Here is an 18,909-nt window from a genome sequence, read left to right as displayed (position 1 = left end):
CCATCATAACTTTTTATACACCTCTGCGTAAGCAACTTTCAGTTGTTCTCTTAATTGCTTGTTTTCCTCTTCTAACTTTTGATTTTTCCTTTTTAGAGAGGCGATAAGGGCATCCTTATTGCTTTCGTTCATTTCTCGTTTTGCTTGTTTGGGTGTAGGTACTTGTGCTTGCTGTTCTCGTAATGTTTCGATCCTGGAACGGAAGTCCTTGTTGTTATAGAGTGTTGATTTTGATACATTAGCTTCACTGGATACACTGTTAAAGTTTATCTTTTCATTAGCTTTTATAAGCCTTTTAATGGCTTCATCTACCTTCTGATAGGTGTTAGCCTTACGGTTGGCGTGAATCTCTTTCAAATGTGTAGAACGGTCATATTCAGACATTTTTAACACCTAACTTTCGTTTCATCCGACCTTGTCTACCAAAGATAACATTTCCATCTTGGAGGGTATTTAAAATATTTTGGTAACGTTGTAGATTCTTTTGGTTCCTCTCCGCAATATCCTCTCTACCACGTTGTTTTGCTATTTCAATTGCTTTCGTAGTGGTGTTAATGTGAAGTTCATATTTTTGTTTATCTAACTCTGAAAAACCCACCGCTAAGTCTTTACATGGAGTTTGATTATCACCACAAGTTAGACAAGGCGGGGCTTCCATATGAGGGCAGTTTCCGTTTAAACGAGCGTGACACGTTCCATAAGGGGTGTCCATCGCATTTAGCTTGTGGTCTTGCCATAAGGCATCCAATATATCAGTTGGAATATCTTCTCCTGCTTTAATTTCTTGTACTTCACCATTTAAGTCAAAACTAAAAACACCTTGCTTTATGACTGACTCAAATGCTTTTCTTTTTGTATCATCTAATAGCTTTGCATACCGTAGGGTCATTTCAGGTGATGAGTGAGCTAATAACTCTTGTACTGTTAAGATATCCGCGCCACCATTCAACATTTTCACTCCATAAGTATGTCGGAACTGGTGAGTTTTGAAGTGAAATAAGTTACCATTTTCCTCCTTAATATTTTTTTGCTGCGCTAATTGATTTAAATAGTTTCTAATAAAGCCTTGGGTAAATGGTTTACCTTTTCGTGTACCACGATAACGAACAAAAATATACCCTTCGGGATTGTTGTCTTGATTGCTAAGTTTTTTTGAGTTCTCAATAAGAACCGCAAGAATATTTGCTAATTCATCATCAATTGGAATTCTATGCCCTTTTACATATGTTTTTTCAATATCTGTTTCAATAGAATATTTACCATTGAGTTTTACTAAACAATCAGAAGTTAAACCTAATACATCAGAAATTCTAAGCCCCGTTTTAAAAGCAATCCATATCACTGGTATAACATCGCTATGTAAATCATTGAGGTGAGTAAAGAGTTGCCCTAATACGTAGTCAGGTATATAGTCAATTTGATCAATTGACTTTTTTCTTAACTTCGGTTTATCTTCTGGAAAAATCAATAATCGTACAGGCGTTTCAGGCGCAATGTCGTACTCATATCGCTGAATATCTTCAAGAAATTTTTGTAAGATTGATAGTGCTGTATTTATATATAGCTCAGGATGCGAGTTCCGTTGTTTCAAATTATTTTTAGCGTATATATGTAAGTGTTTAATATAATTTTCAATATGAGTTCTTTTTAAAGGTTTTAAATTCTTCCATGTGGGTTCCACTGAAAATATAAAAGTAAAAAACTTTTGTAAGTAATTCTGATAACTTGTTGCTCTACCGAATGAAAAATTATTTTTGCTAAGCAATCGTTGTTTAACATATTTTTTTACTTGTTCTTTAACCTTTCCATCAATCTGTGAGAAATCAAGGTAATAGTTGGGCCTACTTTTGTTATAATGAATATTGTATTTCTCATGTAAAATACGAACATCCCATCTATCTTTTTCCCATTCATCTTGTTTATCAGTGTACTGGGAGAGTATCGTGTAAATAGTTCTTAGAAAACTAGCTACTGGGGTTTTAATATAACTTTCATAATTAAATTTTTTTCGATTATAATGAGTTTTAATTCCTTTACTATGCAACCAAAACAAATACTCTTTTTCAGTTTTATCGATATCCAATCCCAATAGGGATGATTGTTGGGGATATTTCTCGTTTAAGAACTCGGACATTCGTTTTAATGGTGTATTCTTACCACCAAATATGGTCTGAATTGTCCATAAATCCTTAAACAATTGCTGATAATAGACATATTTCACTTCTAAATTGATTGAAGGATTGCAAAATCGAAAACAAACACTTTTGGTTGGGAAGTTACGGTTTGCTATCACTTCTTCGAACTGCTTAATTCCACTGATAAAGTTAATATTCCATTTGTCATTAACTAAGAAATAAGGGTTGTTTACTTGTTCAATAGAAACAGAACCATCTGCATGTATTAACTTTTCTTTATATATTGAAATTTCTTGTTGTAAACCTTCGTGAAAGTTTATGTTTTCTTTCTGGACATTTTTGATTTGTTTCATATAATAATTCCTTTCGCTTATATTTATTTATGTTAAATTCGGACTGTACCTTATTCCAATCTTCTCGGATATCTTCATCCGAAGGATGTAAGTATAGATTCATTGTTGTCTGAATTTGAGAATGTCCTAATCGTTCTTGTACTTGCTTAATATCCTTTGTTTTCTGGTAGAAAATTGTAGCGTGTGTATGACGAAATAGGTGAGGATATAGGCTTATCTCTGTTTTCTTTTTTAAACGCTTAAATAGAGACTCAACGTTCCAATATTCCATTGGTTTTCCCACATCTTTTCCTCTCAGTTTTACAAAAACAAAGTTTGAATCCAATTCTAATTCATCAAGCACTTCATACAAGTAATCATCATATAAATCCATTAAGGATGGTGATACATAAATTTCACGTTCTCCTGTTTTTAACATCGCACCGTTTTCTAATTCCCCTCGTTCCACCAAACGAATCCGATGCCCTTTTTTATGGTCATAAACAAAATCCTCCATGAAAAGAGAGAGAGCTTCTCCAATACGCAATCCCGTTTCAAATAACAACTGAATTAAGAATTTATCTCGTATATTAGTAGTTGCTTGTAATACTTGTTGTACTTGTTCTTTTGTGAGGGTTTCTACTCTTTTGCGTGGTTCTTTTAACTTCAATATGTTTCTTTTTGATGGCTTGTCCCTATTAACATGGTGTAAAAAACTTTTATAACGTGAGTATCCTCCTGTAAATACTTGCTTCATTAACTTTTCCATCATGTCATTTTGTACTTCTTCATTTCGATAGAGGTATTCATAGAAGTTTGCTATAACGGTAATTGTATGGTTAATTGTTTTTTCCGTTCGCTTTGCTTTCTTTTGTTGGAGAGGAGTAACGTTTGAACTCTGATAGGGGCTTCTTAACCACCCTACAAAATCAACTAAATCTTCTAATCTAATAAACTTGTAATCTTTGTTTGTTTCTTCTAAGTAGGTATAAAAATGTTTTAAGGAATAACAATATGCTTTTTGAGTATTAGGTCTTTTTCCTGTCTTATCTAAATACTTTATATATTTCATAACTGGCATTACAGGGAATCCTTCTTGATCCAGTAATATGTATCTTTTGCTGTTATTCTCTAAGACAACCTCTTGCACCCTCATAGTACTTCACCCCTAAAAGATATTAACGCTCTGCCTAAAGACCTCACGACGTATCCCACTATGGGATACGTCCTCTAACTTAAGTGTACATACTTTTCTAAATATTTCATACGTATTGAACTATATTTTTAATATCTGTATAACTTATCTAATATGTATAAGAAAAGAGGATATATGCTCATATATTGAACATAATATCCTCTTCCTAGTTTAGTCTATTTAAGAAAGAAGATGGCTCACCTGATTATGTAATTGGCGAAGTATCAAAAATAGGAACGATGGAAGATGAGGGAGACGGTTCTACTAAGTATGTCGTAGTTGAGTATCCATCACTAAATGGGAAGAAAGATAGTATTGACGTTTTCTTAACGAAGGGACAAGTATTTCATACAAGTGAGAAAGTAAAAATTGATATGAAATATGTAGGCTGGGGCGGAAGTTCTATTAACTGGAACACAACGGACAACATTGAAAAAGTTCATGAGGTAAAGAGCGACGTTGAAAATAATGATGATGTTTGGATTTGGTCTTAATTAGACGCTTGTAAATAACAAATGTATCATGCAGTACCCATCGAATCATCATATGTATGATAATTCGATGGATACTTTTTTGTTTTATGTTTTTTTGAGAATACTGGATTTCCGATTAGAATATGATGTTAACACTGGAGCGAAGGTGAAAAAAACAATATTGAAAGAGGTGTTTAAGGGTGGAGCGAGATGATGTTTATTTACGAGCTAAAAAAAGAATGGAGAATTTAAAAGCATTTTACATTCATTTAACGGTTTATATACTAGTGAACTTAATGCTTTTTATTATAAATATAAGTTCTGATTCAAGTAAATTATGGTTTTTATATCCACTTGCAGGTTGGGGGATTGGTATCGTTATACACGGATTGACGACTTTTCCATTTGGGATATTCGGAAAAGAGTGGGAAGAACGAAAGATTAAAGAATATATGGAGAAAGATAAGTAAATTTATTTCTGGAATTTATGAATATAAAATCTCATATAAATCTCTATGATTACACGCTTGGTGCGAAGTATATTCTATAGCTTCGCCTATTTGCTTTGTATTTGAAGTTTGTGCGAGTGAGAGTGTTCATATACATTTTTTAGGGTGAACTGCATGTGAAATCAAAACTTTATTTGTAGTACATAATAAATACAGTTATTTTACTTTTTAAATTACATGTGGATATAGGATAAAGTTGATTTATTACCCTATATTAAAATAAAAATAAACCACTGTTCGATTTGAATATTCCACGATATAATGGTGAGAGTTTATATCTGAAGAAATATTTGCATAAGAAGTGAGGTACTGTATGAAAAAAAGAACGACAGACATTATTTTTATTATTATTGGTGCATTCCTTTTTGCTTTAGGTGTCAATTTGTTTGTTATCCCGAATGAGTTCGGTGAAGGCGGGGTAACAGGTATCACGATTATTACGTACTATTTATTTGAGTGGTCACCAGGTTTAGTCAACTTAATATTAAATGCGATTTTGTTAATAGCTGGTTATAAATTTTTAAACAAGATCACAACAATTTATACGATTATCGCTGTAGTTACGAACTCGCTATTTCTTCATTTGACAGAAGGTTGGACGATTACTTCTGATGAAATGCTCGTAAATGCTATTTTCGGTGGAATATTTATTGGGTGCGGGATTGGTCTTATTATTCGCGTTGGCGGAACAACAGCAGGTACTACCATCTTAGCAAGGATGACGCATAAATATTTAGGATGGAGCATTAGCTATGGTTTACTGTTCTTCGATTTAATTGTTGCGTTTTCATCTTATTTCATCATTGGTGCAGAAAAACTGATGATAACAATTATTATGCTATATGTAGCAACGAAAGTGATGGAGTTTGTAATTGAAGGTTTAAATCCGAAGAAAGCCATTACGATTATTTCTGATAACCCGAATGAAATTGCCGGGAAGGTAACTACCTTAATGGGCAGAGGGGTTACTGTGTACTCAGGTCATGGCTATTACACGAAAACTCCGAAGGAAATTCTTTATGTTGTTATTAATAAGCAAGAAGTAGTGAAGCTAAAACGGATTGTTCAAACTACAGATCCGGCTGCGTTCATCGCTATACACGATGTTCGTGATGTGTTCGGAGAAGGATTTGTTGATATTTCTAAAGCATAGAAATTACTTTTCATTAAAATAATCTTAATACTAAAACGTAAGAATTTATTTTGAATAATCTTTTTTCAAAATAGATTCTTTTTTATTTATCTTAAAATGTTGGTTTGTTTTTCTTTTTCTTGCAAAAAATCCAATTGTTTCTTAATGTAAGGATGTAGAAGGATGAACGAGAGAGGGTTTAATGAAGATGATACATATTTTATTAGCTGATGATGATAAGCATATTAGAGAATTATTGCATTACCATTTACAAAAAGAGGGGTTTAAAGTTTTTGAAGCGGAAGATGGAAAGGTAGCGCAAGACGTTTTAGAGAAGGAAAATATTCATCTTGCGATAGTAGACATTATGATGCCGTTTGTTGATGGCTATACGTTATGTGAAGAAATCCGGAAGTATCATGATATACCGGTTATTTTATTAACTGCGAAAGATCAGTTAGTTGATAAAGAAAAAGGATTCATTTCTGGTACGGACGATTATATTGTAAAACCGTTTGAGCCAGCTGAAGTCATTTTTCGTATGAAAGCTTTGTTGCGCCGTTATCAAATGCTGAGTGCAGACATTATTACACTTCACGGGACGACAATTGATCGTAAAGGTGTTGAAGTAAAGTGTAACGGTCAAACGATTTTGCTTCCGCTGAAGGAATTTGAATTATTATCGCAATTAGCTAGTTATCCTGGAAGAACATTTTCAAGAGAAGAGTTAATTGAATTAGTATGGGGAATGGATTTCGAAGGGGACGAACGAACGGTTGACGTTCATGTGAAGAGACTACGAGATCGTTTCTCAAAAAGAACAGATGATTTTCAAATTACGACAGTGCGCGGACTCGGCTATAAGTTGGAGCTGAGATAAGATGAAATCACTATATTCTAGATTTGTTTTTATGACAGTCGGTATTATGCTTCTTAGTAGTATTATCGGTTTTTTATTAACGAACGTATATTATCAAGTGAAGTTAAAACCGTATAATAGTGAAAAGATTTTAACGTATGCAAAAGAAGTTAAGTCATTATATGAAAAGCAAAGTGAAGGAAATCAAGAGGCGTACTTGCATTCTATTGCGAAATTAGGATATGAAATTTATATTGTTGATGATCAAAAGAATGGAAAGCGTATCGGTAATGCGTTCCGTAAAACGTCAATTAGTGATGATACCGTTCATAAAGTATTGCAAGGGGAAACGTTTAACGGCGTTTCCACATATCCAACACGCCTCTTTATTACAGGTTTTTTCGATAATGAATTAATTAATAGTGTCGGTGTACCAGTGCAACACGGTGATAAACAATATGCTTTATTTATTCGTCCTGACATTCAGAACCAATTTGGTGAGATGCGAATTTTCTTAGCGGTATTGCTTGGGTTTATCGTTCTATTAAGTATTATTTTTATTGCGATTGCAGCAGGATATATCGTTCGCCCAATTCGTAAATTTACGAAAGCTACGCAAAAAATTGCAAGTGGTGAATATGAAATTGAATTAGACGTAAAACGAAAAGATGAAATAGGAACGTTATCTACAAGCTTCCAAAAGATGACGAAAAGTATAAAAGAATTAGATGAAATGAGACAAGAATTCGTTTCGAACGTTTCGCATGAATTTCAATCGCCGCTTTCTTCCATACAAGGATTTTCGAAAACATTGCAAACAGAAAAGATGAGTGAAGAAGAAAGAAACCATTACTTACAAATTATCGAGGGCGAAAGTAAGCGAATGTCTAGTTTATGTAAACAGTTACTTACGCTAGCTTCTTTAGATAAAGAAGAAAAAGTATTACAAATAAAAGAATTCAATCTACAAAAGCAAATTAAAGACGTCATTTTTATGCTCGAATGGAAATGGCGTGAGAAAGATATCACCGTTGAGTTTGATGTGCCGGACATTACAATACAAGGTGATGAAAACTTACTACATCAAGTGTGGAGTAACATTTTTACGAATAGCATTAAGTTTTCAAATGATGGTGGGACGATTGAGTTTTTTGTCGAAGAGTTAGAATCTAGTGTCATTATCTCTATATCCGATAACGGGATCGGTATGGAAAAAGAAGAAATGGACCGTATTTTTGATCGTTTTTATAAAGTAGATACGGCAAGGGCAAGAAACGTAGAAGGTAGTGGCTTAGGATTATCAATCGTGCAGAAAATTGTTGAACTGCATAAAGGGGCAGTTTCGGTGTATAGTACGAAAGGGGAAGGGACGACTGTTCGGGTTGAACTTCCGAAATAGATGGAAGAGGCTGTTTGCGAACGCCTCTTCTTTTTTTGTCCGTTATTCTACATGTAAAGTGAAAAAATACGAGTAATCCTATTCTATAATTGGACTTGTTTGTGGAATAAGATTAGGAGGAAGTTTATTTAAAAATGTAGAATCTCTACAGAGTTATAAGGATTTTATTGAAACTTTAACTATTTAGGGAGGAAATTACTTTGAAACGAGTTGACTTGTTTTTAAACGTACTAGATTCAACATTCGATAAAGAGAGTTGGTATGCACCGTTTAAACATGCTATAGAAGGACTTACAGCCGAACAGGCTATGTGGAAACCATCTGGAGAGGGAATGAAAACCATTTGGGAGAACGTTAATCATCTTATTTATTACAAAGAGAGACTTGCTGCAAACTTGGAAGGCCGTGAATGGACACATAATCTCGACGGTGATGAAACCTTTTATCTTACTAAGCAATCTAGTGGTGATAAGGAATGGAAGGAGGTCGTTGAACGTTCTGAAAATGCTCAATGTAATTTAAGACAGGTATTAAGTGCAATTTCTGAAAAAGAACTTGAACAAAATTCACTTGAGGGTAAGTTACTGGATATTATGCTTCACGATGCTTATCATACTGGCCAAATTATTCAATTAAGGAAAATGCAGGGGGCATGGCCATCAAAACGTTAACTGAACGTATTAGTTATTCCATTAAAGGGCGCTATTGTTGAATGGAATTTAGATTTTTCAAATGAATTTATTGTTATATATTTATTTTAGTATCTTACATCCAAAAGTAAACAAGCATAACCCCGTCCTAAATTTAGGACGGGGTTATGCTTGTTTGCGCTTTATAGCAAAAAGAAAATATTTTCTTTATTTGCTATAAGGCAGTACCTTTCACCTGTTCTTCCTTGAACCGAAGCTCAAAAGTATCCTCTGTAATCTTCTGTTCATATTCCGTTCATATTTCTTTTTTATGATAAGTGCATAGAAAGAAAGAGGAAGGAGCGAGCAAAATGTTTTTAGCTCTGCGTGAATTGAAACAATCAAAATTAAGATACGGATTAATCGGACTTATTATGGTGTTATTATCATTTTTAGTCCTTGTTATTTCAGGATTAGCAAATGGATTATCATATGATAATGCGTCATCGATTCAAAATATGGAGGCAAATAAGTTCGTTTTAGCAGATGATGCGGAAAATAAATTACTTCGTTCACAAATTAAGAAAGACGATGTAGATAACGTAGTAAATCAAGTAGGCGAGAAAGAGGCAGTTCCGTTTCGTGTAAAAGTTTCAACGTATGAAAAGAAGGATAGTTCGAAAAAGGTTGATGTCGCTATTTTTTCAAGTGAACGTGATACATTTTTAGAACCGAACATTGTAAAAGGTGAGAAATTAGGTGCAGCAAATAATGAAATGGTTGCTGACGAATCAATTAAAGAAAAAGGAATCGATATTGGGGATACAATTATCGATCCTGTTTCAAAGAAAGAATTTACAATTGTTGGATTTACGAAAGACCAAATGTTTAGCCATACACCAGTTGTATATGTAAACGAAGATGTATGGGGCGCTATTTCACAACCAAATCAAAAAGATTATAGTGCAATTGCACTTAATACAGATAAAGAGATTAAAAATGCTCATGTTATTGATAAGAAAGAAGTACTGCAAAGTATTCCAGGATTTAAAGAAGAGCAAGGAACATTAACGATGATCATTGCATTCTTACTTGTTATCGCTGCGTTATTAATCGGTGTATTCTTCTACGTCATTACGTTGCAAAAAACACAGCAATTAGGCGTATTAAAAGCAATTGGTACTAAGAACTCGTATTTAGCAAATAGCTTAGTCGTGCAGGCGTTATTCTTATCAGTCGTTGCGATGGTAATCAGTATTGTTCTTGTACAAGGATTAGAACAAATTTTACCAGCAGGTATGCCGTTCTTATTAACAACACCGATGATTGCACAATATGCAGCAATCTTTATCGTCATTAGTATTTTAGGAACACTTATTTCGTTATATCAAGTATTAAAAGTTGATGCATTAGAAGCAATTGGAGGCGGGATGTAATGACTTCATTATTAAAATTAGACAATGTAAGTAAAGTGTACGGAGAAGGGAATACGGAAGTAACAGCCCTTCATCCGATATCGCTTGATGTGAAAGCCGGAGAATTTATTGGAATCGTCGGTCCTTCTGGATCAGGGAAAAGTACGTTATTATCAATCGCGGGTGCTTTATTATCGCCGTCAAAAGGGGATATATACATTCGTGAACAAAATATTACGCAGTTATCCGAAAAGGAAATGACAGATATACGTTTGAAAAAGATCGGTTTCATTTTCCAGTTCGCAAACCTTGTTCCGTATTTAAATGTGAAAGAACAGTTACTTTATATTGCAAAGCTGAAAAAAGACAACAAACAAGAGTCTGAAAAGCGTGCGGATCACCTATTAGCGGCATTTGGATTAGGAGAAAGAAAAAATCATTATCCAAATCAACTATCTGGTGGAGAAAAACAAAGGGTGGCAATCGCTCGTGCGTTCATGAACAACCCAGATTTAATACTAGCAGATGAACCAACGGCAAGCTTAGATTCAAAACGTGCGCGTGAAGTCGTTGAAATGATGAAACGCGAAGTGAAAGAAAGTCAAAAAGCAGCCATTATGATTACGCATGATGAAAGAATGCTTGATGTATGTGATCGTATATTGACGCTTAGAGATGGACAGTTAATATAAAGAAAAAGGCCAACCGCACATGCGGTTGGCCTTTTTATAATTGTTTTTAATAAGTATAATGGCTTTATTTTGAGAATAACGTTTTAATTTTATTTCGTGTTACTAATAAAGCGCCGCCTAATACAGATAACATACCTAAAGCCATATTATTTGATTGCTCACTACCAGCGTTAGGAAGTTCTCTAGCATTATTGTTTTTAGTGCTATTATCTGCTTGCGTTTGTTTCGATTGTGATATTTCATTAATTTTGTTATCAACATTTTGCTTTGTTGTATGTAACTCAGCTAATTTGTCATCAATTTTTTTTTCAGTATGTTTAAAGTCGTTGATTTTAATATCTAAGTCTTGTTTTTTCTTTGTTAAATCGTCTGAAACAGTTTGTTTCGCTTGTTTAATTTCGTTAATTTTATTTAGTAAGTCTTGTCTAGCCTTTTGTAATTCAGCTAGCTTATTTTTCACATCTTGTTTAGCTAGTTCTAAGTTAGCGGAAAGACTATCTAAATTGCCTTTAATTTTCTTAAGTTCTTCTAACGTGTTACCAGTATTCGGCTTATTTTCTTTTAGCTCAGCAAGTTTATCCTCAGCAGTTTGTTTCGCTTTCTTTAACTCAGCTAATTTTTCATCTACTTGTTTTTTAACTTCCTTAAGTTCATTAACCTTCTGATCGATGTTTTCTTTATGTTGCTTAATTTCATTTACTGTTTCATCGACAGTTTGTTTATGTTCTTTAATCTCATTAACCTTTGTATCAATATTTTCCTTATGTTCTTTTATTTCAGCAACTTTGTCATCTACTTGTTTTTTATGCTCTTTAATTTCAGCGATTTTATCCTCGGCGATTTGTTTGTCTTGCTGAAGTTTTGCATCTAACTCTTGTTTACGTTGTTTCATTTCGTTAATTTTTTCATCAGCAACTTGTTTACGCTCATGTAGTTCATTAACCTTCGTATCAACATTTTCCTTAACTTGGTTAAGTTCATTCAATGTTTGATCAACGTTTTCTTTGTGTTGCTGCAATTTCGCATCTAATTCTTGTCTATGTTGCTTAATTTCAGCTAATCGATCTCCCGTACTTTGCTGTGGAGTAGTATCATTTACTTCCGCATGGGCCGAGTTTGCGCCTGCAATCATAGCTAAAGCTAGTGTAGACGCAGCGATTGTTTGTTTTGTTTTCATATTTTTGTACCTCTTTTCTTTCATATGCATGAGCTGTTTTGTGTAGAATTGAGCATATAGAAGTAGATTATTTTATTATATACCATGTTAGGCGCTCAGAGGAAGGATTTGCATAATAATCTATGATTATGAAATTCTTATAGTCATTTATTTTTGGATAGGGGACAAATCTTTAGCTATATGAACAATTTCTTCTATAGTAGTGTTCACATCTTTACTATCGTGAATAACAAACAAATAATCAGCCTCATTTTCTATAGGATTCACCACATCTTCATGTAGCGATTCAGCCTGTTGTCGATCGAGTACTTCTTTGAAATTAGAATAACCACCTCTAAAAATATTGGTACTTCGCGTGCTTCGAGCTACTCTTTCATAAAGTACATCATCTGGAATGTCAAAGTGAACGAGTATGCGTACATATTCATTTTGTGGAAATAATTCGTTTAATAAATATAACCTTCCGTTTTTACTGCGATTAGAGTTACAAATAATAAGGTGTAAACTTGTATGTCCTCTCGCATAATCAACAATGAATTTCGAAAGACCGTGCTTAAATGTATTAGGGCCTTCAGTTAGTTGTAATTTCTCATAATGTGTGTTAATAAATTCTGCTTGGTTATCTTGGTCCATAACGAAAGAGTGGGGTAACTCTTTTTCTAATACTTTTGCAAATGTAGTTTTTCCGCTGTGGGTTTTTCCTACTGTAATGATAACTAATCTTTTCATGACGGCCTCCGTTGGTGTTGTTATAAACTGGAATATTCTATGCAAGAAGGAGTATTCTTGCTAGAAAATACACAAATTGCTAGAGTGAAGGTGAGCTGAAAACTTGACAAAAAAACTTATTTATGCTATAATTTACCAATATAAAAATAAAGTGTATAATAGGGTTCTCCTGGCCAGGGGAACCCTATTTTTGTTGTGAAAATGAAGGAGAGTGTATGTGCGTGAAACAAGGTGAAGCAAGTGTAACGTCGTTAGTATCAGCTTTTGGAAGGGCATATCATAGTGAATTTGATAGTCCTAAAATCTTTGATGATTATGTAGCTAAAGATTTCATTTCACAAAAAGAACGTAACAATATTGAAACGAATATGGTTCAAGGGATACATTTTTTCAATAAAGATATTGCAGAGCAGTTTCAAGATAATCCGAAAGAAATATTAAAATGGATTACACAAGTTCAGTTATCACCAACACCTTTAGCACGTGCAGCATATTGTGAAAAGGTATTACTACATGAAATTACACTAGGAGCAAAACAATATGTCATACTCGGTGCAGGTTTGGACACGTTTAGCTTTAGGCACCGAGAATTAGAAAATAAAATAGAAATATTTGAAGTGGATCACCCTTCTACGCAAGCGTTTAAGAAAATAAGAGTGAAAGAGGCAGAATTTGAAATTCCAAATAACCTTCATTTTGTTTCCATGGATTTTACGAAAGGATTTTCCTATGAACAGTTACGCAATGAAGGATTTGAAAATAAAAAGACTTTCTTTAGCCTTTTAGGTGTTACGTACTATTTAACGAAAGAGGAACTTTCCAGTTTAATAGAATGTTTATTCGAGTTGGTTCCAGCAGGGAGTTCCATCGTTTTCGATTATCCTGATGAAAACTTATTTATAGAAAAAGGGTTGTCCAATCGAGTTGAAAACATGGTGAAAATGGCTGCGGTAGGCGGAGAACCGATGAAATCATGTTTTTCTTATACCGAAATGGAAGCACTGTTAGAGAAGGCGGGCTTACTCATTTATGAGCATTTATCGCCAGAAGATATAAATAAATTATATTTTGAAGGACGAAACGATTGTTTAGAAGCTTTTGAGACGGTACATTATGTGCATGCAGTGAAGAAGTAGAGAATTGGTGGGCATGGGGAGAGATCTCTATGTCTTTTTTGTATTAAATTTCCTGCCCTCGAATAAAGAACAGTAAAACCCCTAAGTATGTAGATCTTTGATTTTTATTACAATTTTGTAAGGTTAAGTAATAAAAATCGATAGAACGGAATATTAGAATGGGATACTCTGATTTATGGATAGAATATTCTGAAAAAAAGGGTGGAGCAAATGAAGAATAGGCAAAAAGCATCGATAATATGCAAAAGTATTTTATGTTTAATGATTTGTATATTCATTACGAATGAAGTATGGTTTACAAATGTGGTGAGGGCAGAATCGGGCACGCTGACTGATAGGAGTATAGAGGATTTCAAAAAAAAGATGGATGAACAGGTACCAAAATGGCAGGAGAATTATGAGGTACCAGGGGCTGCAATAGGTATCGTACATGAGGGGCGTATTGCTTATACACTTAACTACGGTTATGTAGACAAAAAGACAAAAAAAGCGGTGAATGATGATACATTGTTTCAAGCTGGTTCCATATCTAAAAACCTTACAGCGTGGGGAATCTTGCATCTTGTAGATGAAGGACGTTTATTACTAGATGATCCCGTTGGAAAATATCTGACCAAATGGAAATTACCTAATTCAGAGTTTAATAATAATGAAGTCACGATAAGAAGATTGTTAAGTCATACAGCAGGGCTGTCTGCACATAAAGGATACCTCGGGGTTGTACCAGGGAAACATCTTGACTCTATTGAGGAATCTCTGTCTGGAAAAGGATGGCTTAATGAACCAGTGGAGGTTACCAATAAACCAGGTTCAGAAACAATTTACTCTGGTGGCGGATATACAATTTTACAACTTGTAATTGAAGAGGTTACCGGAATACCGTTTGATCGTTATATGGAAGAACAAATTATGAAACCTTTAGGAATAAAATCTAGTTCATTCTTACAACGTCCTGAAAACCATAACCTTTCGAAAGCTTATGGATATTTTGGAGAGGAGCTCCCTAGTTACCAATTTACCGAACAGGCTGCTGCAGGTCTTAAGACAAATGTTACGGATATGATGACATTGATACTTGCAAGCATGGATGCAAATAATAAAGGGAATGGTGTCATCAAAAGTGAACATGTTGAAGAAATGCAAAAGCTAGTATTAGGGGAGAATGGTTTAGGTATATTTGAAAAAAAACTATCTAATCAATGGAAATTACTTTATCATTCTGGTGACAATCGAGGCTGGCATTCTTTTTATGGTTTCATTCCTAATACAAAGGATGGATTGGTAATCCTTACAAATGGTGAAGGTGGTATAGACTTACGACAGGATATTTACCACGCATGGATTGAATATGAAACGGGAAAATTACCTGAAAGTTACTTCTCTCTAGCTGAGCAGAGAAAAAACAACTCTATTACATCAATTGTTATTGGAGCCACACTTGGTTTATATTTGCTGCTATTTGTGATTAGATTGTACAAAGGTAGAAGAACTTTCATTTTTAAGCAAGAGAAGAGATCTTACATCGGATTAGTAGTTAGGACATTTTTACTTATTATTACTGCTATCCTCGTATTTTGTGCTGCCTATTTGTGGAGAGTTTTCAGCTTGAATTCCGGTAATACAATAAATTTTATTCTAATAATGGTATGGATTATAACATTATTAATTAGTGGATTTTTCCCGAAAATTAAAAATAATAAAAAACAACGTATGAAACGAAAAGATTTAACATCAAAATTTACATGTATGTAATGTTAAAGGCTAGAAAGCTAGATTGGCGCGAATCTCGAATTGTGGAGTGCAATGAAAAGACAAAATCTCTTAAAAAATAATTAATTTTTCACTCCATTAGCCTTTACAATCTCGCCCTATAATATGAATTGGACAAGCACCTAAGAGAAAGCAGAATATGTCAGTTTGTACATTCTATTATTAGGGGGAGAATTTGTATGAAAAAGACAGTTGCTTCGTTAGCAGTTATGGCAGCATTATTACCGACGTTTTCAGTGCATGCGGAAGGGAAAGAGCAAGTCCGAAAATCAGCTACAACTTTTAACGTTATTAGTGATATTCAAGGGGATTTAGGGGACTTTGATCACGTGTTAAAAGATATGAACAAAGTGACGCCACTTTCTAGAGCGCTTATTATGAATGGGGATATAACGCCAACTGGACAGCAGTCACAATATGATGATGTGAAGCGTGTGTTAAACAAAAATAAACATTCGGAAAATGTATGGTCAACTGTTGGGAATCATGAGTTTTATGCTGGGAAATGGACAGTTGACGGGAAACTTTCTCAAAATACATGGCCAAATGGTGTAACTGAGGAAACGCTATTTAACCGTTATCTGAAATTCAGTGGGCAAGAAAAGGTATATCATAAAAAAGAATTAGACGGTTATCCGCTTTTATTTTTAGGAACTGAAAAATATATGAAATACCACGATTCAAAAATGTGGGACGAAGTATATATGAGTGATGAGCAATTAGGTTGGCTTAAACAAAATTTAGAAGAGTATAGTCAAAAAGATAAAAATAAACCAATTTTCATTTTCTCTCATCACGTTTTACCTGATACGGTATCCGGATCGAAACAATCACCATATTTACAAGATTATTTAAACGTGGATAAATTGTATGATATATTAAAAGACTATCCGCAAGTTGTTTTCTTCACGAGTCATACGCATTGGGATTTAAATTTACCTGACTGGGCTGGTAAAAAGAAAATTAAAGGCGGAGATGAAAAAGGTTTCACTGTTGTAAATACAGGCGGGATTGAAACAGGCTGGATGTCAGCAGGACCAAATGGTGGAGAGAAAACTGCTCCTGATGGATATTCATTTAAACAAGGACTGCAAGTGAAAGCATACGGTAACGATGTTGTCGTAACGGCTTACGATTATAAACGTGATAAGGATATTAAGAAATTATTAGTTAGTGATTCAAAAGTTGCGCAAATGGCACCAGATGTAACAGCTGATGATAGTAAAAACGTAATTGCCGATGCAACTGAATACATGGAGTACTCTATAGAAGGAACGAATGAGTGGTATACGTATAATAAAGCAAATCCTCCGAAATTTGATGGAGATAAAACTGTATACGTACGTCATAAAGGTGAAATGAATTTAGAGCCGGGATTAACGCAGTTACTTCGTTTTTCGGTAAATAAGTGATTGGAGGGAGTCCGCATTTGAATGTGTGGGCTCTTTTTTGTTGATGAGAAATGGGTGCTTGTTTGTCGTTTTTTGTCGATAGATCGATATATTAAGAAAATCGTTGATATATTGCAAGTTACGATCGATATATTTGAAAAATCGTTGATATATTGTAAGTAATGAACGATATATTTAAAAAATCGTTGATATAAATTTCATGTACCGTAATTAAGTTAAAATCATTAATACGGTTTTACTTATCAAAATGAAATTCTAATACATTTTTAACCCAGAAAGGTGACTTCATCATTTTTACATGTAATAATAGTATCGTTACATATATTGTGAAAGAAGTACAAAAGGAGCGTTACAATGAATTTAGCTAAATTCCCGAGAAAAAAATATACAGAATCATATACACCAATTGAAAAGTTAAACAATTTTTCTGAAGTACTTGGTGGGCCGACTATTTATTTTAAACGAGATGATTTACTTGGTTTAACAGCTGGCGGTAATAAGACGAGAAAGTTAGAATTTCTAGTTGCGGATGCACAGGAAAAGGGTGCAGATACGTTAATTACAGCTGGTGGTATTCAGTCAAATCATTGCCGCCTGACGCTGGCAGCTGCGGTAAAAGAAAAAATGAAATGTATCCTTGTATTAGAGGAAGGGCTTGAGCCAGAAGAGAAGAGAGACTTTAATGGAAACTATTTCTTATATCACTTATTAGGTGCTGAAAATGTAATTGTTGTACCAAACGGAGCAGATCTTATGGAAGAGATGCAGAAGGTAGCAAAAGAAGTAGGTGAAAAAGGTAGTACACCATATGTAATACCGGTTGGTGGATCAAACCCTACTGGCGCAATGGGATACGTTGCTTGTGCGCAAGAAATTATGGCGCAATCATTCGAGCAAGGAATTGATTTCAGTACAGTTGTTTGTGTAAGTGGTAGCGCGGGTATGCATGCTGGTTTAATTACTGGTTTTTCTGGAACGCAAAGCCAGATTCCTGTAATCGGAATTAACGTAAGTAGAGGAAAAGCTGAGCAAGAAGAGAAAGTAGCAAAACTTGTAGCTGAAACTTCAGCTCACGTTGGTATCCCAAATTTTATCCCGCGCGAAGCCGTTACATGCTTTGATGAATATGTAGGACCAGGATACGCTTTACCAACACCAGAAATGGTTGAAGCAGTTCAGTTACTTGCGAAAACTGAAGGTATTTTACTTGATCCAGTGTATACAGGTAAAGCAGTGGCGGGACTCATTGACTTAATTAGGAAAGGTACATTTAATAAAGAAGATAACATTTTATTCGTACATTCAGGTGGCTCTCCAGCTTTATATGCGAATACATCTCTATTTGCGTAAGTGTAAAAAGCATTGGGTATCCAATGCTTTTTTTGTTATATAGCGAAATTGTTAGAAGGTGAGAAGTGGATTACATGGGTTCAAATGTAAAGTAATTCAGATATCGTTATAATCGATTGTTTAAAAATATTATGAGATGGACCTTAGTATGTATAAAGTTCGTTCTGTTTGCTACTGTTTTGTTTGATGTTCAGTATTTTATTACTAGATTAGCAAGTGATAAATTCAATAAGTTTTAAAAAGTTATAGGTGTTAGTTTGATTAAAGTATTGCTACAAATATTGACTTTATAAATAGAAGAAACCCAAACAATTTAATCAAAATGTTTGGGTTTTAATTTTAGATTCTTTACATTTTTATAAAAAAGATTGATCGTTTTATGTGGTCTACTTAAATATTTTGTCATTTTCAAAAAAAGTTCATTTATATATTCCTTCAAAATCTTATTCACATGTGTATAAAGGATTTAGTCAATAAAGAAGATTTAAAATGTTATGGTGAGAAAAGGGAATTGCTAAAAAGAGAATATCTATTCGAAGAGTTTGGCAAAATACTGCAAGGATAA

At 34.1% G+C, this 18,909-nt stretch carries 16 protein-coding genes and 1 pseudogene; 12 read left to right on the top strand and 5 right to left on the bottom strand.

Features of this window, described 5'->3' with window-relative positions; all coding sequences use genetic code 11:
* Positions 1 to 3 precede the first annotated feature (3 nt).
* The 3 genes from MHH42_RS16035 to MHH42_RS16025 are packed head-to-tail and all read right to left on the bottom strand — an operon-like array spanning position 4 to position 3,623.
* Positions 4 to 384: a DUF6262 family protein gene (locus MHH42_RS16035; RefSeq protein WP_340893592.1), complete on the bottom strand. Its 381-nt coding sequence runs from the start codon at positions 382 to 384 to the stop codon at positions 4 to 6.
* Positions 377 to 2,488, bottom strand: coding sequence for a tyrosine-type recombinase/integrase (locus MHH42_RS16030; protein ID WP_340893591.1), 2,112 nt, complete (start codon positions 2,486 to 2,488; stop codon positions 377 to 379). Before MHH42_RS16030 ends, MHH42_RS16035 begins: the two co-directional genes overlap by 8 nt.
* Positions 2,412 to 3,623: a tyrosine-type recombinase/integrase gene (locus MHH42_RS16025; RefSeq protein WP_340893590.1), complete on the bottom strand. Its 1,212-nt coding sequence runs from the start codon at positions 3,621 to 3,623 to the stop codon at positions 2,412 to 2,414. The genes MHH42_RS16030 and MHH42_RS16025 overlap by 77 nt, the downstream gene beginning before the upstream one ends.
* A gap of 224 nt (positions 3,624 to 3,847) precedes the next feature.
* Between MHH42_RS16025 and MHH42_RS16020 the strand changes: the two are divergent.
* The 8 genes and pseudogenes from MHH42_RS16020 to MHH42_RS15985 all read left to right on the top strand — a co-directional run.
* Positions 3,848 to 4,156: pseudogene (locus MHH42_RS16020) on the top strand (hypothetical protein); the annotation flags it as partial.
* A 179-nt stretch (positions 4,157 to 4,335) separates the two neighbouring features.
* Positions 4,336 to 4,605: a 2TM domain-containing protein gene (locus tag MHH42_RS16015; protein WP_000438987.1), complete on the top strand. Its 270-nt coding sequence runs from the start codon at positions 4,336 to 4,338 to the stop codon at positions 4,603 to 4,605.
* 352 nt (positions 4,606 to 4,957) lie between these two features.
* The gene (locus MHH42_RS16010; protein WP_000747489.1) at positions 4,958 to 5,797 is read left to right on the top strand and encodes a YitT family protein; all 840 of its coding nucleotides are present in this window, start codon (positions 4,958 to 4,960) and stop codon (positions 5,795 to 5,797) included.
* Between the two features lie 181 nt (positions 5,798 to 5,978).
* The gene (locus MHH42_RS16005) at positions 5,979 to 6,656 is read left to right on the top strand and encodes a response regulator transcription factor (protein WP_000781963.1); all 678 of its coding nucleotides are present in this window, start codon (positions 5,979 to 5,981) and stop codon (positions 6,654 to 6,656) included.
* 1 nt (position 6,657) lies between these two features.
* Entirely contained in the window at positions 6,658 to 8,034 is a 1,377-nt protein-coding gene (locus tag MHH42_RS16000; protein WP_000839538.1) for a sensor histidine kinase, read from the top strand.
* A gap of 200 nt (positions 8,035 to 8,234) precedes the next feature.
* Positions 8,235 to 8,705 carry a DinB family protein gene (locus MHH42_RS15995; RefSeq protein WP_000831964.1) on the top strand — a complete coding sequence of 157 codons (471 nt, stop codon included), beginning with the start codon at positions 8,235 to 8,237 and terminating at the stop codon, positions 8,703 to 8,705.
* 329 nt (positions 8,706 to 9,034) lie between these two features.
* Positions 9,035 to 10,099 (top strand): ABC transporter permease, encoded by a 1,065-nt coding sequence (locus MHH42_RS15990; protein WP_070173469.1) that lies wholly within the window; start codon positions 9,035 to 9,037, stop codon positions 10,097 to 10,099.
* Positions 10,099 to 10,770 carry an ABC transporter ATP-binding protein gene (locus MHH42_RS15985; RefSeq protein ID WP_000202616.1) on the top strand — a complete coding sequence of 224 codons (672 nt, stop codon included), beginning with the start codon at positions 10,099 to 10,101 and terminating at the stop codon, positions 10,768 to 10,770. The genes MHH42_RS15990 and MHH42_RS15985 overlap by 1 nt, the downstream gene beginning before the upstream one ends.
* Positions 10,771 to 10,834: 64 nt before the next feature.
* Here MHH42_RS15985 and MHH42_RS15980 read toward each other — a convergent pair whose 3' ends face one another.
* Positions 10,835 to 11,947 carry an LPXTG cell wall anchor domain-containing protein gene (locus MHH42_RS15980; protein ID WP_340893589.1) on the bottom strand — a complete coding sequence of 371 codons (1,113 nt, stop codon included), beginning with the start codon at positions 11,945 to 11,947 and terminating at the stop codon, positions 10,835 to 10,837.
* Positions 11,948 to 12,094: 147 nt separating this feature from the next.
* The gene (locus MHH42_RS15975; protein ID WP_070173467.1) at positions 12,095 to 12,676 is read right to left on the bottom strand and encodes an AAA family ATPase; all 582 of its coding nucleotides are present in this window, start codon (positions 12,674 to 12,676) and stop codon (positions 12,095 to 12,097) included.
* 215 nt (positions 12,677 to 12,891) lie between these two features.
* Between MHH42_RS15975 and MHH42_RS15970 the strand changes: the two genes are divergently transcribed.
* The 4 genes from MHH42_RS15970 to MHH42_RS15955 all read left to right on the top strand — a co-directional run bounded on the left by MHH42_RS15970 (position 12,892) and on the right by MHH42_RS15955 (position 18,344).
* Positions 12,892 to 13,812 carry a class I SAM-dependent methyltransferase gene (locus MHH42_RS15970; RefSeq protein ID WP_081339595.1) on the top strand — a complete coding sequence of 307 codons (921 nt, stop codon included), beginning with the start codon at positions 12,892 to 12,894 and terminating at the stop codon, positions 13,810 to 13,812.
* 210 nt (positions 13,813 to 14,022) lie between these two features.
* The gene (locus tag MHH42_RS15965; RefSeq protein WP_070173465.1) at positions 14,023 to 15,564 is read left to right on the top strand and encodes a serine hydrolase domain-containing protein; all 1,542 of its coding nucleotides are present in this window, start codon (positions 14,023 to 14,025) and stop codon (positions 15,562 to 15,564) included.
* A 197-nt stretch (positions 15,565 to 15,761) separates the two neighbouring features.
* Positions 15,762 to 16,994 (top strand): DUF4073 domain-containing protein, encoded by a 1,233-nt coding sequence (locus MHH42_RS15960; RefSeq protein WP_070173464.1) that lies wholly within the window; start codon positions 15,762 to 15,764, stop codon positions 16,992 to 16,994.
* 354 nt (positions 16,995 to 17,348) lie between these two features.
* The gene (locus tag MHH42_RS15955; protein ID WP_097895776.1) at positions 17,349 to 18,344 is read left to right on the top strand and encodes a D-cysteine desulfhydrase; all 996 of its coding nucleotides are present in this window, start codon (positions 17,349 to 17,351) and stop codon (positions 18,342 to 18,344) included.
* Positions 18,345 to 18,909 lie beyond the last annotated feature (565 nt).

This window comes from Bacillus sp. FSL L8-0099, assembly GCF_038006385.1.
GTDB lineage: Bacteria > Bacillota > Bacilli > Bacillales > Bacillaceae_G > Bacillus_A > Bacillus_A toyonensis.
This window is presented reverse-complemented; position numbering and strand designations above follow the sequence as displayed.